Source organism: Halorhabdus utahensis DSM 12940 (genome assembly GCF_000023945.1).
GTDB classification, from domain to species: Archaea; Halobacteriota; Halobacteria; order Halobacteriales; family Haloarculaceae; genus Halorhabdus; species Halorhabdus utahensis.
Window position 1 is genome coordinate 1,567,004 of record NC_013158.1, and the last position, 16,899, is coordinate 1,583,902.

Annotated in this window: 13 protein-coding genes; 7 read left to right on the forward strand and 6 right to left on the reverse strand. The window is 62.4% G+C overall.

Going from position 1 to position 16,899, the window contains the following annotated elements:
- Positions 1 to 85: 85 nt before the first annotated feature.
- The 7 genes from HUTA_RS07760 to HUTA_RS07790 all read left to right on the forward strand — a co-directional run bounded on the left by HUTA_RS07760 (position 86) and on the right by HUTA_RS07790 (position 8,281).
- On the forward strand, positions 86 to 1,207 hold the full coding sequence (locus HUTA_RS07760) for a PstS family phosphate ABC transporter substrate-binding protein (protein WP_015789341.1): 1,122 nt from the start codon (positions 86 to 88) through the stop codon (positions 1,205 to 1,207).
- A gap of 64 nt (positions 1,208 to 1,271) precedes the next feature.
- Positions 1,272 to 2,390, forward strand: a complete 1,119-nt coding sequence (pstC, locus tag HUTA_RS07765) for a phosphate ABC transporter permease subunit PstC (protein ID WP_015789342.1) — start codon at positions 1,272 to 1,274, stop codon at positions 2,388 to 2,390.
- Positions 2,387 to 4,561 carry a phosphate ABC transporter permease PstA gene (gene pstA / locus HUTA_RS07770; protein ID WP_015789343.1) on the forward strand — a complete coding sequence of 725 codons (2,175 nt, stop codon included), beginning with the start codon at positions 2,387 to 2,389 and terminating at the stop codon, positions 4,559 to 4,561. Before pstC ends, pstA begins: the two co-directional genes overlap by 4 nt.
- Positions 4,554 to 5,459: a phosphate ABC transporter ATP-binding protein PstB gene (gene pstB / locus HUTA_RS07775; protein ID WP_015789344.1), complete on the forward strand. Its 906-nt coding sequence runs from the start codon at positions 4,554 to 4,556 to the stop codon at positions 5,457 to 5,459. Before pstA ends, pstB begins: the two co-directional genes overlap by 8 nt.
- 4 nt (positions 5,460 to 5,463) lie before the next feature.
- The gene (gene phoU / locus HUTA_RS07780; RefSeq protein ID WP_015789345.1) at positions 5,464 to 6,138 is read left to right on the forward strand and encodes a phosphate signaling complex protein PhoU; all 675 of its coding nucleotides are present in this window, start codon (positions 5,464 to 5,466) and stop codon (positions 6,136 to 6,138) included.
- Positions 6,139 to 6,224: 86 nt separating this feature from the next.
- A complete protein-coding gene (locus tag HUTA_RS07785; RefSeq protein ID WP_015789346.1) occupies positions 6,225 to 7,208 on the forward strand; it encodes an AbrB/MazE/SpoVT family DNA-binding domain-containing protein in 984 nt (327 codons plus the stop codon).
- 113 nt (positions 7,209 to 7,321) lie between these two features.
- Positions 7,322 to 8,281, forward strand: coding sequence for a 2-phosphosulfolactate phosphatase (locus HUTA_RS07790; RefSeq protein ID WP_079891725.1), 960 nt, complete (start codon positions 7,322 to 7,324; stop codon positions 8,279 to 8,281).
- On the opposite strand, the gene HUTA_RS07795 is transcribed toward HUTA_RS07790, so the two are convergent.
- From HUTA_RS07795 to HUTA_RS07820, 6 genes are all read right to left on the reverse strand, one after another.
- Positions 8,207 to 9,292 (reverse strand): hemolysin family protein, encoded by a 1,086-nt coding sequence (locus HUTA_RS07795; protein ID WP_015789347.1) that lies wholly within the window; start codon positions 9,290 to 9,292, stop codon positions 8,207 to 8,209. The two genes, HUTA_RS07790 and HUTA_RS07795, sit on opposite strands and share 75 nt — an antisense overlap.
- Before the next feature lie 68 nt (positions 9,293 to 9,360).
- The gene (locus HUTA_RS07800) at positions 9,361 to 10,047 is read right to left on the reverse strand and encodes an anaerobic ribonucleoside-triphosphate reductase activating protein (RefSeq protein WP_015789348.1); all 687 of its coding nucleotides are present in this window, start codon (positions 10,045 to 10,047) and stop codon (positions 9,361 to 9,363) included.
- A 1-nt stretch (position 10,048) separates the two neighbouring features.
- Positions 10,049 to 12,169, reverse strand: a complete 2,121-nt coding sequence (locus HUTA_RS07805) for a ribonucleoside triphosphate reductase (protein WP_015789349.1) — start codon at positions 12,167 to 12,169, stop codon at positions 10,049 to 10,051.
- A gap of 141 nt (positions 12,170 to 12,310) precedes the next feature.
- Positions 12,311 to 12,523 carry a hypothetical protein gene (locus HUTA_RS07810; RefSeq protein WP_008525833.1) on the reverse strand — a complete coding sequence of 71 codons (213 nt, stop codon included), beginning with the start codon at positions 12,521 to 12,523 and terminating at the stop codon, positions 12,311 to 12,313.
- Between the two features lie 127 nt (positions 12,524 to 12,650).
- On the reverse strand, positions 12,651 to 13,487 hold the full coding sequence (locus HUTA_RS15265; RefSeq protein ID WP_015789350.1) for a hypothetical protein: 837 nt from the start codon (positions 13,485 to 13,487) through the stop codon (positions 12,651 to 12,653).
- A complete protein-coding gene (locus HUTA_RS07820; protein ID WP_079891688.1) occupies positions 13,471 to 16,836 on the reverse strand; it encodes a vWA domain-containing protein in 3,366 nt (1,121 codons plus the stop codon). The genes HUTA_RS15265 and HUTA_RS07820 overlap by 17 nt, the downstream gene beginning before the upstream one ends.
- Positions 16,837 to 16,899 lie beyond the last annotated feature (63 nt).

Genomic DNA, 16,899 nt, shown 5'->3' on the forward strand with positions numbered 1-16,899 from the left:
AGGCGGCTCATGTCGATCAGGATCGCTCCGTACCGGGCCGTACACCTATTATAAACCCCTTTAGTCAAATCCCCCACCTCTCTTGATGATGACGCGAGATTCGACGCGTCCAGACGGGGCATCACGACGGAAATTCATCCTCTCGGCCGGCGCACTCGGGGCCACGGCACTGGCCGGGTGTAGCGGTGGCAACGACACGACGGAGGACCAACCGGCCGGAAGCGGCGGAAACGGCGACGTTTCGACGCCGACGGAATCGAACTCACAGGACACCTCGACGCTGAAGGCCGACGGGTCCTCGACGGTGTACCCGATCGCGAACGACGCGAGCCGGCTGTGGAACGGCAATCCGCCGGCCGACGACCAGGAGTACTGGGGGCCCGGCCAGTACGACATCGACACGGACATGCACCTCGCCGATTACTGGGCCGAGAAGTACGGCTTCGAGCCGACCGAAACGCGGAGCGTTCCGCCGTTCGGTACGCAGATCGCGCTGAGTCACTCCGGGACCGGCGTCGAAGCGGTCATCAACGAACGCGTCGACATCGGGGACGCGAGTTCGACCGCCGAGTCGATCCTCGGTGCGGACAACGACGAACTCGACAACATCGTCGACCACGTCGTCGGCGTCGACGGCCAGCCGATCGTCGTCAGCCGGGAGATCTACGATGCGGGCGTGACCCAGATCACCGGTGATCAGCTCCGGGACATCTACATGAAGGAGATCACCAACTGGAGCGAACTCGGCGGCCCGGACAAGGAGATCTACGCGGTCGGCCGCGCGGAGGACTCCGGGACCGACACCGCGTTCAGAGCGAACCTCTATGGCGACCCCGACGCGCCGATCGAGCCCGACACCCGGAAGGGCCAAAACCAGCAGGTCAAGACGCTCATCGAGCAAAACGACAACGCCATCGCCTACATCGCACTGGCGTTCGTCGAGCCCGACGGCGTGACACCGCCGATCGCCCTCGAACTCGAGGGGACCGTCTACGAGTACGGCAAGAACCTCGGCGCGAAGGAGTACCCGCTCAACCGCGACCTCCACATGTACACCTACGACGGGACGTCGATGAAGGAGGCCGCGTTCCTCAACATGATCCTCTCGGAGTTCGGCCAGACAAACTTCGTCGAACCACAGAACTACTTCAAGCTCCCGGAGGCTCGCCGCGAGGAGGAACGCGCGAAACTCCCCGACCAGGTCTAAGACGACCGTTCTCCGGGATCATGCAGGATTCGAAGTCTGAACGACGCACGTCGAGGACACACCCATGACAGCCGAATTTCAGTCACCGGCGAGGGGTTCCGCCGTCGTCCGATGGGGGCGCGAGCGTGGCCGCTCGCTTCGCCGGTCGGTCGAGCGGCTGGGCTGGGTCGGTCGCCTGCTGGCCGTCGGCCAGCTGTCGCTGGTCGTCGCCGCCTTCGTCGGGTTTCTCGTCCAGTCGGTCTGGACGCCGCTTTTCGTGGTCTCGTTTCTGGTTGTGTTCGGACTGGGATGGGGCCTCCGAGAGGCGCTGACTGCCAAGATCATGACGTTCCTGATGACGGTCTCCGCGCTGGTCACGCTGGGATTGATCGCCGTCTTCCTCGTCCTCGAGGCGATCCCCGCGTTCCAGACGGCCGGCTTGGACCTCATCAACCCCTTCGGCGAGAACGCGTGGGCCGCGAGCCAGGGCCAGTATTCGCTCGTCCCGATGATCTGGGGGACCGTGCTCACGACGATCGTCGCGGTCGCGGTCGCCGGACCGCTCGGGATTGCGGGCGCGCTGTTCATCAGCGAGATCGCCCCCGGCTGGGTCCGCGATATCGTCAAACCCGCCGTCGAGATCCTCGCGGGGATCCCGTCGATCGTCTACGGGTTCATCGGGTTCACGATCATCAACCCCTACGTCACGGGTCGCCTCTCGGTCAATCCCGGCGCGCTGTTCGCGATCGGCGTCGTCATCGGGTTCATGGCGCTGCCGACGGTCATCTCGGTTGCGGAGGACGCCCTGGCGGCCGTGCCGTCGCCGATGAAAGACGGGTCGCTCGCCGTCGGTGCGACCGACTGGCAGACGATGCAGAGCGTGACCGTCCCGGCGGCGTTCTCCGGGATATCCGCGGCCGTCCTGCTCGGGATCGGCCGCGCGATGGGCGAGACGATGGCCGCGACGGTGATGATCTCACACAGCCGTCGGCTCCCCGAACCGACAGGGTACAACGTCTTCGACAGCACGGAGACGCTGACGACGTTCATCGCCAGCAGCTACGGCCACGTCACGCCCGGCGAGACGTTCTGGAGCGCGCTGTTCGCCGCCGGCGTCGTCCTCCTGGTCATCGTCACCGGACTCGGGATCGCCTCGCAACTGGTCGAGATGCGAATGGAACGGAAACTGCAGGGCAACCAATGAGTGACGCATATTCGAGACGACTCGTCGATACAGGCTCGACGGGATACGACCGTATCGCCGCCGGAACCGTCGGGATCGCTTTTCTCCTCTTTGCCGCCGCCGTCGGCACGTTCTTCGGCTGGGTGCCGACCGGCGAGACGGGAGGCCCCGTTCCGGGACTGACGTACTTCGGCGTCGCCCTGCTCGGCCTCGGCAGCCTCGTCGTCGGGTTGGGAGTCGCCTCCCGACGTTTCGACGTCGCGACGACGCCGAGCGAGTCGCCCGGATTGATCGCCAGCACCGTCCTCGGCGTGCTCTGGCTGGCGACGGTGGGCTCGGTGGCCACCTGGGCGCTCGGGCCGCTCGGCTGGCCGCTCGGGGTGGTGGTCGGCGGCGCGGTCGGATACGCCACCCTCGCCGCGCCCGAGGACATCGGCTCGACGCTGCCCGTCGGTGCGTTCCTCCTGCTTTCGGGCGCGCTCGTCACCGCGGGCGTGCTCGGCCCGGGGTGGGCCTGGGAGTCGTCGGCGTTCGGGGCGACCTTCCCCGCCGACGTCGTCGTGCCGCTGGTGGCGCTGTCGAGTAGCCTCCTCGCGGGCTGGACCGCCGGGAAAGCCTACGGCGGTTTCGGCGCACGCGGGCGACAACACGGCGCGTTCCTGCTCGTCTCGCTGGTCGTCTTCCTCGTTGTTGGCGTGCTTGCGTTCCTGCTTGTCTACGTCGCCGAGCGCGGGATCGGGACGACGGTCGAGAACCTCACCGTCAGCGCCGGGACGCTGCTGGTCGCGCTCGCGCTCCCACTTTTCGTCGCAGTCCGGCGCGGACGCCGCGGTCTCGGCTCCGCGTCCGGGGTCACCCTCATCGCGGTGTACCTGTGGCTCGCGCTCGCAGGGACGCTCGCACTGGTCGGTTCGGGGCTCGGGTACGCGATCGTGAGCGGCAACGGGCTCACGACGGCCACCACGACGATCCAGCCGACGGCGGCCGTCGGCGCGCTGCCGGCCGCCTTCGTCAGCGGCCTCGCGGTGCTGGCCGCCAGGCAAGCAACGCCGTGGCGGCCATCCGATCGGCGGGCACGAAGACTCAAGCGCGCCGGGGTTGGCCTCGCAATCGCGCTCGCAGCGGGCGTCATCATCGAACTCCTCGTCGGCCCGCTAGTGGTCGGCGTCTCGCTGGTCGGCACGTTTGCCGTGGTCGTCTGCGCACTGAGTAGCGCGTCCATCGCCGCGGGTCTGCCAGGACGGTTCCGGGACGGCCCCGCTCGCACCCCGGTCCCGCCGCTCACCGCGAGCGCCCAGCTGTTGCTCCTGGGAGTGCTGGCTGCGTCGCTGCACGTGCTCCTCACCGGCAACTCGATCGGAACAGAGACCGTGGGACTGGTCGCGAGCGGGACCGTCGACTGGCCGTTCGTGATGAACCCGACCCAGGGGCTCGGGATCCAGCGCGGGGTCATGCCGGCGCTGATCGGGACCGTCTGGATCGTCGTCGGTGCGGTCGCCTTCGCCGTGCCGATCGCCGTCGGCGCGGCCGTCTTCCTCACGGAATACGCCGAGGACAGTCTCTTCACCAAGGGCGTCGACGTGGCCACGAACGGCCTCTGGAGCACCCCGAGCATCGTCTTCGGGCTGTTCGGCCTGGCGTTCATCGTCCCGCGATTCGGCAACAGCGGGTCGATCTTCGCCTCCCAGCTCGTTCTCGGGTTCATGTTGCTCCCGCTCGTGCTGGTCACGAGCCGGGAGGCGATGCAGAGCGTCCCCGACGAGTACCGGGACGCCAGCGCCGCGCTGGGCGTCAGCAAGTGGGACACGATCAAGGAGGTCGTCATCCCCGCCTCGATGCCGGGGATCATCACCGGCGTCATCCTCGGGGTCGGGCGTATCGCCGGCGAGACCGCCCCGCTGTTGCTCGTGTTGAACGGCCCGGTCGCCCCGACGGACGCCCCGGCTGTCCTGTCGAGTTTCGAGGTCGGCCTGACGGCCCAGCCGCCGTTCGTGTCGGTGACCAATCCGGCGCTGCTCGAATCGGCGAGCGCGCTCCCCTACCAGCTGTACGCGATCATCACCGCGGGCGTGTTGGACGACATGGCGTTCGGCTGGGCGACGGCGTTCGTGTTGCTCGGCGTCGTCCTGTCGTTTTTCGCCGTGGCCGTCGCCTCGCGGCGGTACTTCCGGAGGAAACTACACCATGACTGAGACGACGATGGCGTCAGAAGGCAGCACAGGCACGGAAATCGAGACGACGTCCGGCGAGAGCACGGAGCGGACGCGCGAGGCGTGGACCGACTACGAGTTCGGGAGCGAGGCGGTCCTGTCAGTCGAGGACCTGAACGTCTACTACGGCGACGAGCGGGCGATCAAGGACGTCTCGATGGACATCCCCGAAAAGAGCGTCACGGCGCTGATCGGCCCCTCAGGGTGTGGGAAGTCGACGTTCCTCCGCTCGCTCAACCGGATGAACGACCGGATAAAGAGCGCCCGGGTCGAAGGGACCGTCGAGTTCGACGGCAGTGACATCTATCAGGAGGGCGTCGATCTGGTTGAGCTCCGCAAGCGGATCGGGATGGTGTTTCAGTCCCCGAACCCGTTCCCCAAGTCGATCCGGGAGAACGTCGCGTACGGCCCCCGAAAGCACGGGGACATCAACCGCGGACTTGCGGCCCGGCTGCTCGGGCGCGACGAGAAGGACGCCGAAGACGAACTCGTCGAGCGGACACTGCGGCAGGCAGCCCTGTGGGACGAGGTGAAAGACCGGCTGGCGGACAACGCCCTCGGGCTGTCCGGTGGCCAACAACAGCGCCTCTGTATCGCACGGTGTCTCGCGGTCGATCCGGAGGTCATCCTGATGGACGAGCCCGCGAGCGCCCTGGACCCCATCGCCACCGCCAAGATCGAGGACCTCATCGAGGAGTTGGCCGAGGACTACACGGTCGTCGTGGTCACCCACAACATGCAGCAGGCGGCGCGCATCTCCGACCAGACGGCCGTCTTCCTCACCGGTGGCGAACTCGTCGAATACGACGACACCGAGAAGATCTTCGAGAACCCCGAGAGTCAGCGCGTCGAAGACTACGTCACCGGCAAGTTCGGGTGATCCGATGGCACGAGAGGAGTTCCGTCACGCACTGGCCGACCTCCGGACGGCCGTCGTCGAGATGGGCGAACTCGTCCTCGAACGCCTGAAAGCCGCCCGCTCGGCACTAGCCGAGGGTGACGACGACCGTGCCGAGGCGGTCATCGAGGGGGACGAAGAGATCAACCGCCGGTACCTCGACATCGAGGCCGACTGTATCGACCTCTTCGCGCTGGAACAGCCGGTCGCTGGCGACCTCCGGCTGGTCGCGGCCAGCTTCAAGATCTCGACCGACCTCGAACGCGTCGGCGATCTGGCGACCAACCTCGCCCGGTACGCGCTGTCGAGTCGCCCGGACCCGTTCCCGGAACTCGACATCTCCGGGATCGGTCGGGCGGCGGCCGCCATGCTCGAAGACGCGCTGGCGGCCTACGAGACCGAGGACGCGGCGGCCTGCCGAACGGTCGCCGGGCGAGACGACGACCTGGATGCGATGTGTCAACGTGCGAGCGAACGGGTAGCCCGGGACTTGCTGGAACGCGATCCGGAGCTCGACGCCTGGGCACTCGAAGCAGTCCTCGACGACGTCGCGAGCGTGCTGTTGACGATCCGCGACATCGAACGGGTCGGCGATCACGCCGTCAATATCGCCGCCAGGACGCTGTACGCCCTCGAGGGCGATCCGGAGTTGATCTACTGATGAAACGCGATCCGGAGGTGAACTACTGATGAAACTCGCTCTGGAGTTGATCTACTGATGAACTCCGCTCTGGAGGTGAGCGACTGATGGAGACCCGCAAGATCCAGAAGGTCGGCGGCTCGACGTTCACGGTCTCGGTCCCCAAGGAGTGGGCCAGACGCCAGGGCCTGGAGACGGGCGAGGTCGTTCGGCTGTACACCCACCGCGACGGGTCGCTGATCGTTCGTGGCAGACAGACCGACGGCGAGAGTCTGACGTCGGTCTCACTGTCCGTCACAGAGTCAAGTGCCGACGCCGTCGAGCGGTCGATACAGGGGGCCTACGAGGCCGGGTTCGAGCGGATCTCGCTGCATGCCGATGACGGTTTCACCGACGAGCAACGCAGAGTCGCCCGCACGGTCGGCCGACGCCTCGTCGGGACGGAAGTCCTCGACGCCGATGCGGACCGGATCGACGTCCGGGCGATGCTCGACGCCTCGGCGGTCTCGATCCGCCAGTCGATCGACCAGGCCGTCTCGGTCGTCTCGACGATGCAGGAAACGGTGCGTGAGAAGCTGACCGGCGACGTTGAGCCCACCGGGCAGGTCAGTGATCGCCTGACGGACGTCACGCGGCTGGTCGCGCTGATCCGTCGTCACTACAACCGGTCGTTGGTGACGTTCGGGGAACTCGATGCGCTCGGCATCGATCGTGTGCCGCTGTCCCAGTACGACCGGACGGCGAACCGAATCGAGGAGATCGCCACGGCAACCGTCCGACTGGATAGTGCCATCGGCGGCGTCGCACTCGAGGCGGCGGACAGGCAGGCGATCGCAACCCGACTGACTGGCCTCCGCTCAGCCCTCGAAGAGGCGACGAAACTCGTCGTCGAAGGCGGAAACGCCCCGGCGATGAGCGTCGAACCGTCGCCGTTGGAAGCACAGAGACAATCGGCTGGTGAACCTCAGGACGACAGCGTCGATCCGGTCCGAGCCCGGATATTCGATCACCTGACGCGGATCGACGACGCCGTCCGAGCGATCGAACGCGTCGGGCTCCAGTCAGCCGTCCGGTCCGGCCAGTCCTGGTAGCGGTCCCAGGTTCCCGTCAGGAACGCTACTGAGGGCTATGTAGAGCTCTTATATACGCCTTTTACCGTCGGTCACGAAAATCAGAATAGACCGAATACATGCTACGTGACGACATGGCGCACAATCGACTCGACGAGCGACTCATCGAACGGTGTGAAGACATCCCCGCGAACCCGGAACCGGGCGCGTACGTCGTCATCGACACGATGCACTTCTCGAACACCGTGATCGAACTGCTGGCACGGGGGGCAGCACACGTCCACGTCCCCGAGGAGCGCGGCGAGGAGTTCGACTACCGGGCCGCCCACCCCGACGCGCTCATCGGCGGCGGCCGCACGGCCGAGTACGACCCCGAAGACGGCTATGACTTCTTCAACTCGCCGAGTTACGTCGAGGACATCGACGTCGAGGGTCGGCCGGTGAGCATGACCTCGACCAACGGCGGCCGGACCGTCATGACCCTCCGCGAGCGTGGGGGCGAGGACGTCGACGTGTTCGTGGGCGCGCCGCTGAACGCGCGAGCGATCGGCCGGTTCCTCCGCCGAACGGACCACCCCGTCCATCTCGTGTGCGCGGGCTATCAGGGCGAGATCGCGATCGAGGATCACGTCGGCGCGGCCCTCATCAGTCGGTACCTCGATGGCATGCCGCCCGCCGAAACCGAGATCGAACTCTTCAGAGACCAGCTCGAAACGGCGAAAGGCCCCGACTACGTCAGGAAGAACGCGATCCGCCGCCGGGACGTTCGGGCGTACGCGATGAACGTCAACGGCCGGGAAGTGATCCCAGAGCTGTCGGGCGATTCGCTGGTCCGGGCACGTGCACCCCTCGATCGCCTTCCGGGGAGCGAGGACTGGCAGACTGAGCAAAGTGCGACCCGAGAGACTCACCGCTCGCCGGTCGAAGACGTCCACGAAAACCCCGTCTATATCTCCACCTTGTTACCAGAAGTACTTAAACGAACCCGCAGACGAGTCGTGATACCAGGACGGTCGGAGTTAGGTCTCCCCGGCCTCGAAGCGCTGGCGGATATCGATCGGGTCGTCGATGTCGCCCATCACGGATTCCAGTAAGTCCGTCACCGTGACCATCCCCACCACTTCGCCGTCCTCGATGACCAGGGCGAGTTCCTGGTTCTCGGCCTGGAACTGGTCGACAGCGTCGCTAACGTCGACATCAGGCGAAAGCGTCATGGGCGGGGCGGCGAGTTCGGCAAAATCAACCTCGCCCGTGGCGAGTTCCTCGCGGTAGCGCGACAGCGCGGGGAGGTAAATGATCCCCTCGAAGTCCGCGAGGTCGTCGCCGATGAGGGGGTATCGGGTGTGTGGGTGCTCCTCCATCAGCCGGAAGTTCTCCTGAGGATCGACTGCCGTCGAGAGCGCGACGATCTCCTCGGCGTCGACCATCACCTCCTGGACCGGTTGCTCGCCGATCGCGAGAGCGTTCATCACTTCGTCGCGGCGTTCCTGGTTGAGACCACCTTCTTCGAGCGCCGAGCCGACGCGATTCCGGAGGTCGGCCCGCGTCTCGATGACCTCCTCCTCAGTTTCGAGCCACGCGCCGGTCATCTCGACGCCAAAGAGCTTCAGCGTGAGTTTGGCGATGCCGTCGCCCAGCGAGATGATCGGCGAGATGAGCCAGTGGAACCAGTACAGCGGGACGGCACCGTATTTCGAGACCCAGCGGGAGCGCTCGACGCCGAGGTACGTCGGCGTCTGCTCGCCGTGCGTCAGGTGGACGAGGTTGATGATGAGGAAGGCGATGATCCCACCGGAGCCGATCGACGCCAGGACGGTGTTGTGGAAGATCGGTTCGAAGATCGCCGCCAGCGCCGGTTCGGCGACGATCCCGACCGCGATGCTGGAGGCGGTGATCCCGACCTGGCAGGTCGTCAGGTACAGTTCGAGGTCCTGGGTCATCTCCCAGGCGCGCCGGAGGCCGGCGTTCGATCCATCACCGACGAACTCCTCCTCGGTATACTGTCGGGCACGGGTCAGCGCGAACTCGATCGCGACGAAAAAGCCGTTGGTCAGGATGAGGAAGACACCTGCCAGTAGTCGGATGGTGAGTTCGAGTGAGTTCATCGGGGCATCCTTCTGTCACCGGACAGTTATGTGTGGCGGTCCCAGAAACGGCTCGCTCAAGGTGGCTGTCACTCGCGGTGTTCGATCTCCGGGAGCGGTTCACCCACGGCGTCGCCAATGGCCGCGAGCGGATCGACCGGCGTCTCCCGGACGCGGTCCGGGCATAGCACGTCCTCGGTGCCGACAGACTGGACGACGAGCAGGCTGTCCCCGACCAACTCATCCAGCGTCTCGAAGTCACGCGGGGCGACGACGCCGGGATCGAAGGTCGTCCGGAACTCGTGGTCGATCCCGCTGGCACGGATCAGTTCGACGCTCCGTTCGACGGCGTCCCCCGCCTCGGCCCCGAGTTCGTCGTATCGGTCGGGCGTCGTCTTGAGGTCCATCGCGACGTACTCGACCGCGCCGGTGTCGAGCGTCTCGCGGAGGACAGCCGGCCGCGTCCCGTTCGTGTCGAGTTTCACGTCGAACCCACGGTCGGCGATCCGGCTGACGAATCGGGGCAAGTCCCGGTGCAGCGTCGGCTCGCCGCCGGTGATCACGACGCCGTCGAGGACGGCTTCCCGGTCGTCGAGAAGGGCGAAGAACTCGTCCGCCGAGAGCGTCGATGCCCCAGCGTGCTTCGAGTCGGCCTCGATCAGTTCGGGGTTGTGACAGTACGGACACCGGAGATTGCAGCCCGCGGTGAAAACCGCACAGGCGACTCGCCCGGGGAAGTCAGACAGCGTCGTCCGCTGGAGCCCACCGAGACGCATGTCAGTCGGTGACGCTCGGGCGGAAGTCCGCGCGCTCGTCGAATTCGGCCTGCTTGCCGGGATTCCAATGCTCGGTCGGCCGGAGATACCCCACGACGCGGGAGTACACCTCACAGGATTCCCCGCAGTCCGGGCAGGTCTCGTGCTCGCCGCTGTGATGGCCGTGGGTCGGACAGACCGAGAACGTCGGCGTCAGCGTGTAGTAGGGCAACTCGTAGTTCTCGGCGATCGTCTTGACGAGTTGCTTGGTCGATTCGGGGTCGGGCATCGCTTCGCCCAGCCAGCCATGAAAGACCGTGCCACCCGTGTATTTCGTCTGGAGATCGTCCTGGTGGTCCAGTGCGTCGAAGAGGTCCGGTTCCGCGCCGAATGGCAGCTGCGTCGAGTTGGTGTAGATCGGCTCGTCGCCGCCGAGACCGTCGGTGGCGTGGACGGTCAGGTCCGAGAACTGCGCACGATCCTGGCGGGCCAGCCGATAGGACGACCCCTCCGCGGGCGTCGCTTCGAGGTTGTACATGTGGCCGGTCTCGGCTTGGTACTCCCGGAGGCGATCGCGCATGAATTCGAGGACCTCCTCGGCGAAGGCCTTCCCCTCGGCCGTGTCGATCCCCGACTCCGGACCACGGAGATTGAGAATGGCCTCGTGGGTACCGATGAGGCCGATCGTCGAGAAGTGATTCGCCCAGTAGCTGTCCTGCGCCTCCTTGACGTTCCGGAGATAGAACTTCGCGTAGGGGTACAGCCCCTGCTCGGTGTAGCGCTCCAGCACCTCGCGTTTGGTCTCCAGACTTCGCTTTGCCACGTCCATCAGCGATTCGAGCCGATCATAGAACTCAGCCTCGTCGTCGGCCCGATACCCAAGCTGGGGCAGGTTGATCGTGACGACGCCGATCGACCCCGTCAGGGGGTTCGAACCGAACAGGCCGCCACCGCGGGATTCGAGTTCGCGGTTGTCAAGGCGGAGCCGACAGCACATCGAGCGGGCGTCCTCGGTGTCCATCTCGCTGTTGACGAAGTTCGAGAAGTAGGGTGTCCCGTACTTGGCAGTCATCTCCCAGATGGGATCGAGCGTCTCGTTGTCCCACTCGAAGTCCTCGGTGATCGAGTAGGTCGGAATCGGGAACGTGAACGGCCGGCCTTTCGCGTCGCCCTCCAGCATCACCTCGGCGAAGGCGCGGTTGATCAGGTCCACTTCGTCCTGATAGTCACCGTAGGTCGAGTCCTGGGCCTCGCCGCCGATCACGACCGGTTTGTCGGCGAGGTGGTCGGGCACCGTCAGGTCCATCGAGAGGTTGGTGAAGGGGGCCTGGAAGCCGACCCGCGTCGGGACGTTGAGGTTGAACACGAACTGCTGGATCTGGTGGCGGACTTCCTCGTAGTCGAGGTCGTCTTCGCGGACGAACGGCGCGAGGTAGGTGTCGAAGTTCGAGAGGGCCTGCGCGCCGGCGGCCTCGCCCTGCAAGGTGTAGAGGAAGTTCACGAGTTGCATCAGCGCCACGTCGAAGTGGTTGGCGGGCGCGGACTCGACCTTCCCGCGGACGCCCTTCAGGCCCTCCCGGAGGACATCCTCGATATCCCAGCCGACGCAGTAGGGACCCAGCACGCCCAGGTCGTGGATGTGGATCGCGCCCGCGTCGTGGGCCGCGGCCACCTCGGCGCTGTAGAGCTTTTCGAGCCAGTAGTCCTCGATGGTGCGCTCGGTGAGGTGGATGTTCAGCCCCTGCAGGGAGTAGTCCATGTTGGAGTTCTCCCGGACGCGCCAGTCCTCACGGTCGACGTAGGCGTCGACGGGTCCCTGGTCGGTTCCACTAGCCTCGCTCCCCGCGACCAGCCCTTCCAGATCACGCAACTCGGCGTGGCGGTGTCGATAGAGGATGTACCGCTTGGCGGCCGCGTACTCATCAGCCTCGACGAGCGTCCGCTCGACGCAGTCCTGGATCGTCTCGACGGCCACCGTCCCATCGGACGGATCAAGGCGATCGACCACGCCGTCTGTCAGGGCGTCGATCCCGGTGTCCGGGTCAGTTTCGGCCGCCGCGAACGCCTGCCGGATGGCGGTCGTGATCTTCGAGCGATCGAACGGTTCCACAGTCCCGTCGCGCTTTTGGACCTGCTGGACCATGCGAACACTCGCTTCGCCGGCCCCTCACTAAACAACTACGATTGCCGTTATACAAATTTATTTGTACTTCGGTTCGGCGAGTCGTCCCCGGGCGATCAGCGGATGAAGAGCGTCCCCTACCATTGTCCGTCGTGTCACACGCTACCCATCGCTGTCAGTAATCCGGTGCTCGTCTGTGAGGCGGGCATCGATAATTCCTGCAACGATAGTAGCCGCCCCTGAGAGAAAAAGATACACATTGATCGAGGTCACGTCCATAATGCCAACGTAATCAATGGCAGCGACGCCGAGGATTACCCAAGAAATGGCCTGGAAGCGTCGCCCGGGTCGAGTTTCGGCGATGAATCTACTCATGCGATCCGCTCGGTTCATAGACAGTAAATGCCTTCTGTTTCACTGATAGCAAGCTGCGTGCGAGACAGTGTCAGCCATCAGCGAATAGATCCAAGATTGCTCCGCCCTGTCGGGTTCGTTCCGGAGTTCACCGCAGTTTCCGATGGAGTGGATGCTCCCGATAGAGGACGACAGAGCCGACGACGATCAACAACGTTCCAGCGATTAGTCCGAGTTGTTCATAGAGGTCCATCGCGAGGAACCGGTAGTAGTACTCTTCGACGCTGAACGGAATGTTCTCGGGCCGCTCGATAGTAATTCCGTACTCGTATTCGTTACGGACAACTGTTTGGTTTCCATCCTGATGAGTTATCCACCACTCATCCTCGATGAGATTTCCTGTTTGGGTATCAATCGTGAAAGCCCACCGTTCACTTCGGTTTGGGGGGTTCCCTGGGCGAGATACCGACATCGCATTTGGAATTGCAACGATAATTTCCTCGGCGCTTCGCTTCCGTACCGTCGCGTTGGCTTCACTGAGCTCATCTACCTTCGGGGTGAAGGCTGTGAAGCGCCCGTTCCATCCGTCGTAATTTTTGATTGGACTCCAATTCGGACCACCCCATCCCATCGCGCCATTTTCGTAGTGCTTTGGGATGAAGGATCCATCAGTACCATTTATCATTCCCGCTTTTGCCCGCTGATCGCTGTTTGATACCTCATAATAACTCCGCGGGACAACTTTGGGATAGTCACTTGTATTAAATGAGACAATCCGTCGATAATCTACTGTTTCCAAGCGATCAAACGTCTGGACGAGTAGTTCACTTGAGTCGGCACTCGTGTTGACCTCAGACGGTTGTACGCCTGATCCGCCGAAAAATACCACACTAAACAGTAGAAGACCGGTGATGACGGTGGCAGACCCAGCAATGAGAGATGTCTGGTGTGGGTGTTTCATATCTTCCTCAGTCTTCTTGTCCATCCGATAGTGGATCGTTCACACGGACGACAGAGGGGCCTATACCAGCTATTTGAACAGTGACATCCATGGTACCTCCAGTAGGATCTCCATCTGAGATAGTCCAAGTGAATTCCGAAGACATGTTTTTGTAGATGGCAGAATGGTACATGCTGTACTTACTTTTTCCACCCGCGACATTAACAAGTTGACCCGTTCCCTCCTCAAGGACAAACGCACCAACTGCCGTCCCATAGCTACCACTTACGATTAGCGTATTCGCAGATGCTGTTACTGAAGATAGAGGGCCACCGCCTGCAGCCATAATTAGCCCCGTTTCCAATGTGTTCATTGCTTCATCGTACGTTTCTTGGAACCTAGTTTTCACCGTACTTTCGTAGAGATATGGTTCATCGGATTCTATCGTGATCGTACCGTCTTCATCTCTTGCTTCGAAATAAATTGGACTATCCTGAGACATATCGAAGTTTGCTTCGAGAATACCGAGTTCTTCCCATTGGTAATCGTTTTCACCCGTATCTGGAGCAGATACTACGATATCAGTCTGCGTTATGATTTCATCTCTATTGATCTCTCCAACATTATTATACATATGAATGTCGCGTGACGAATCGCCGGGCTTGAATTGTAATTCGTACTCTGTCGGAATATCCTCGGTGGCTACGTCATGCGAATAATGAAGATGGACTTCGACATTTTCGAGAAGGATGTGTTTCTGATCCTCGTCCTTGATCGCATCTTCATCTGGGAGCCAATCTGGATGTTTTGACTGGCCTGGAACCCAGCAACCAATGAAGCACCCACCCTCGGCTGGAACATGGTGTTTGCGATGCACCGCGGCATACCCAGTTGCTACGTCTCCATCTTTGCCCTCCGAGCCGTACGGGTTCCTGTTTTCACCCCATCTAAGATGGAACACATTTTCCTTCGTTTCGGCATCGATCCGCGATGGAATCGTCACACCGAGGCGAATCGCTTCCTTCCGCACGGACTCACCACTCCCGGGATGGACACTCGCGTCGATCATCTTCGCGGTGACCATCGGGTCGCCATCGTCTTCGTAGGTCACCCGCTCGAACTCGGTAGCATCGCCGTCGACATATTCTTCAGCAGCCGTACGTGGATTGTCTGGCTCGAGTTCTGGGGGCCTCCCGACCATCCCGGGACGACCGAAAGTCATCCCCAACTCCATATCTTCGACTGCGTCCGAGATTCCGTCTTCGTCGGAATCGACCAGCGAAATCCGGTTTTGCTCAACGCGGTCGAACACCTCTGGAAGTTCCGAGGAATCGCTGACCTGATAGAACTCGCCGCCGGTCGCATCGGCGATACTCGTCAGTTCCTGGGCGTCGATTCCAGTCCCCATTCCGATCGTGTTAATTGTAATCCGATGCTCATCTGCGGTCTGAGCAATTGTAACTGGGTCCGGGCCCAGGCCGGTTCCGCCGTCCGCGAGCAGGATGATCTCCTGGGTGTCGCCCTCACCATTACTGGTGAGCTCGTCAACTGCTTTCTGGAGTCCAGCACCGGTATTGGTCCCGCCGCCAGCATTCAACTGGTCGATACTTGCGTTTACTGCTCCGTGATCGGTCGTCAGTGATTGTCCGAGTGTCGCGCCTCCCGCGAAGCTGACGAGTGCGGCCCTATCGTCCTCGTAGAGACCGCCGACGAAGCGCTTGGCTGAGGCTTTGGCGTCTTGGATACGAGCGCCACCCATACTCCCGCTTTCGTCGATGACAAACGCGAGATCGATCGGTTCTATCGATCCCTCGGTTTCGTTTGCGACGTATTCGGGGTGTTCAGCGAGGTTCACCGTGTCCGTGATGGCATCGTTCCAATTGTCCACCCAGAACACCGAAAAATACGAGAACGAATCCACCGTCGCGACGGCCGTCCCGTTCTCGACGTGAACGTCAGTCTCGACTGCGTGCCAGGGCTTCTCGTCGTGTTGATCCCACTTGTACACCGAGAGGTTTCCGTCGGACGGATCGACATCATCGTCAAGTGGCATCTCGACAGTCGCGCTCTCGAAATCGGAGAAGTTCCGGATGTGGATGAACGGACCAGCATAGAACGAACGATTTTCCTCAGCCGGGACGGGATCGACCACGAAATCGCTTTTGACGATTCCCTCACCGGTGACAGATATTTCCGCGCCACTTTCGGGATCCGTGAGTTCGATATCATACACTTCGTCGGCGAATCCCGGTGCGTCAAGTGTAATCGTCTTGGAGACTTCTTCACCACTGGATTCGTCTCTCGCTACCACGGTGACCGTTGCCTCCGTCGTCGCCAGTTCGAGTTCCGTCTCGAAGCGCTCGGGAATGCCAGGCATCATCGAGGTCGAGACATTGACGGTCTTGTGGCGCTCGCCATCGACGTAAATCTCGACAGATTCGACCGTTGCGGACGGTGCCGAGATCGTCCCACTGACCGGATACGTGATCGTCTCGTTTCCGGGTTCGTGCTGTCCGGTCGAAACGGACAACGACAGACCGACCTCGCTATCGACGGCTTCGATCGCCTTTTGTGCGTGTTTCCAGGCCTGTTCGTAGTGCTTGATCGCCTGTCGATCCCGATTGTGTCCGTGTTTCTCGTCGGAACGTCGCTCATCTCCGCGATCCAGCGCACGCTTTGCGTTTTCGATCTGTCGTTCCGCCTTCCGTCGCTGTCCCGGTGTCTCGACTTCGTCCTCAAACTCCTCGAAGACGTGCTCAGCGTCTGCGATCGACTGTGTTGCCAGTGACCGATCGGACAAGACGAGTGCAGTAGTGGCGTTGGACACGGTCGAATCGGCCCCGAAGTGCCGGAGTGCTTGCAGTGCCGAACGATCTGAACCGAACAGGTCGGACGCTTCGACTCTGGACCAATCGACATAGGAACGCACTGACTCGTTTATCGACTTGAATGCGTCCGTCAATCGTCGATCTTCCTTTCGGTTCGTCGGGTCAACATCTTCGAGTTGTGCCAGAACCCAGGCCCGTTGTTCCAAAGAAGACAGCATCTCGAGATTCTGGACAGTCGCATTCTCGATATATGATGGGATCGTTACATTACTGTCCGGCCCGGTGAAGTCGTTCCCAGACTTCCCTGGTGGCCCACCGTTACCTGGAGACCCGCCGTTTCCGTTCCCGTTACTTTTTCCGTACTTTTCGCCTCTTAAAGTGTATTCCGTCCCTGTGAACGCACCGTCAGCGTCCCTCACTGAGTCAGAAAGTGAATCGAATGACTGATGCTCCGATAGCTTTGTTGCAACCGGGTCGCTTGCCAGTACAGGCGAGACGACCATCGATGCGGCGATCAATACTGCGAAGACTACCGCTCCCCCCCGGGAAGTGCATTTATCCCCCATAACCAAGAAAACTATTCACCTACAATATAGTATTTTCTATATCACTGTATTGACTGAGTGATT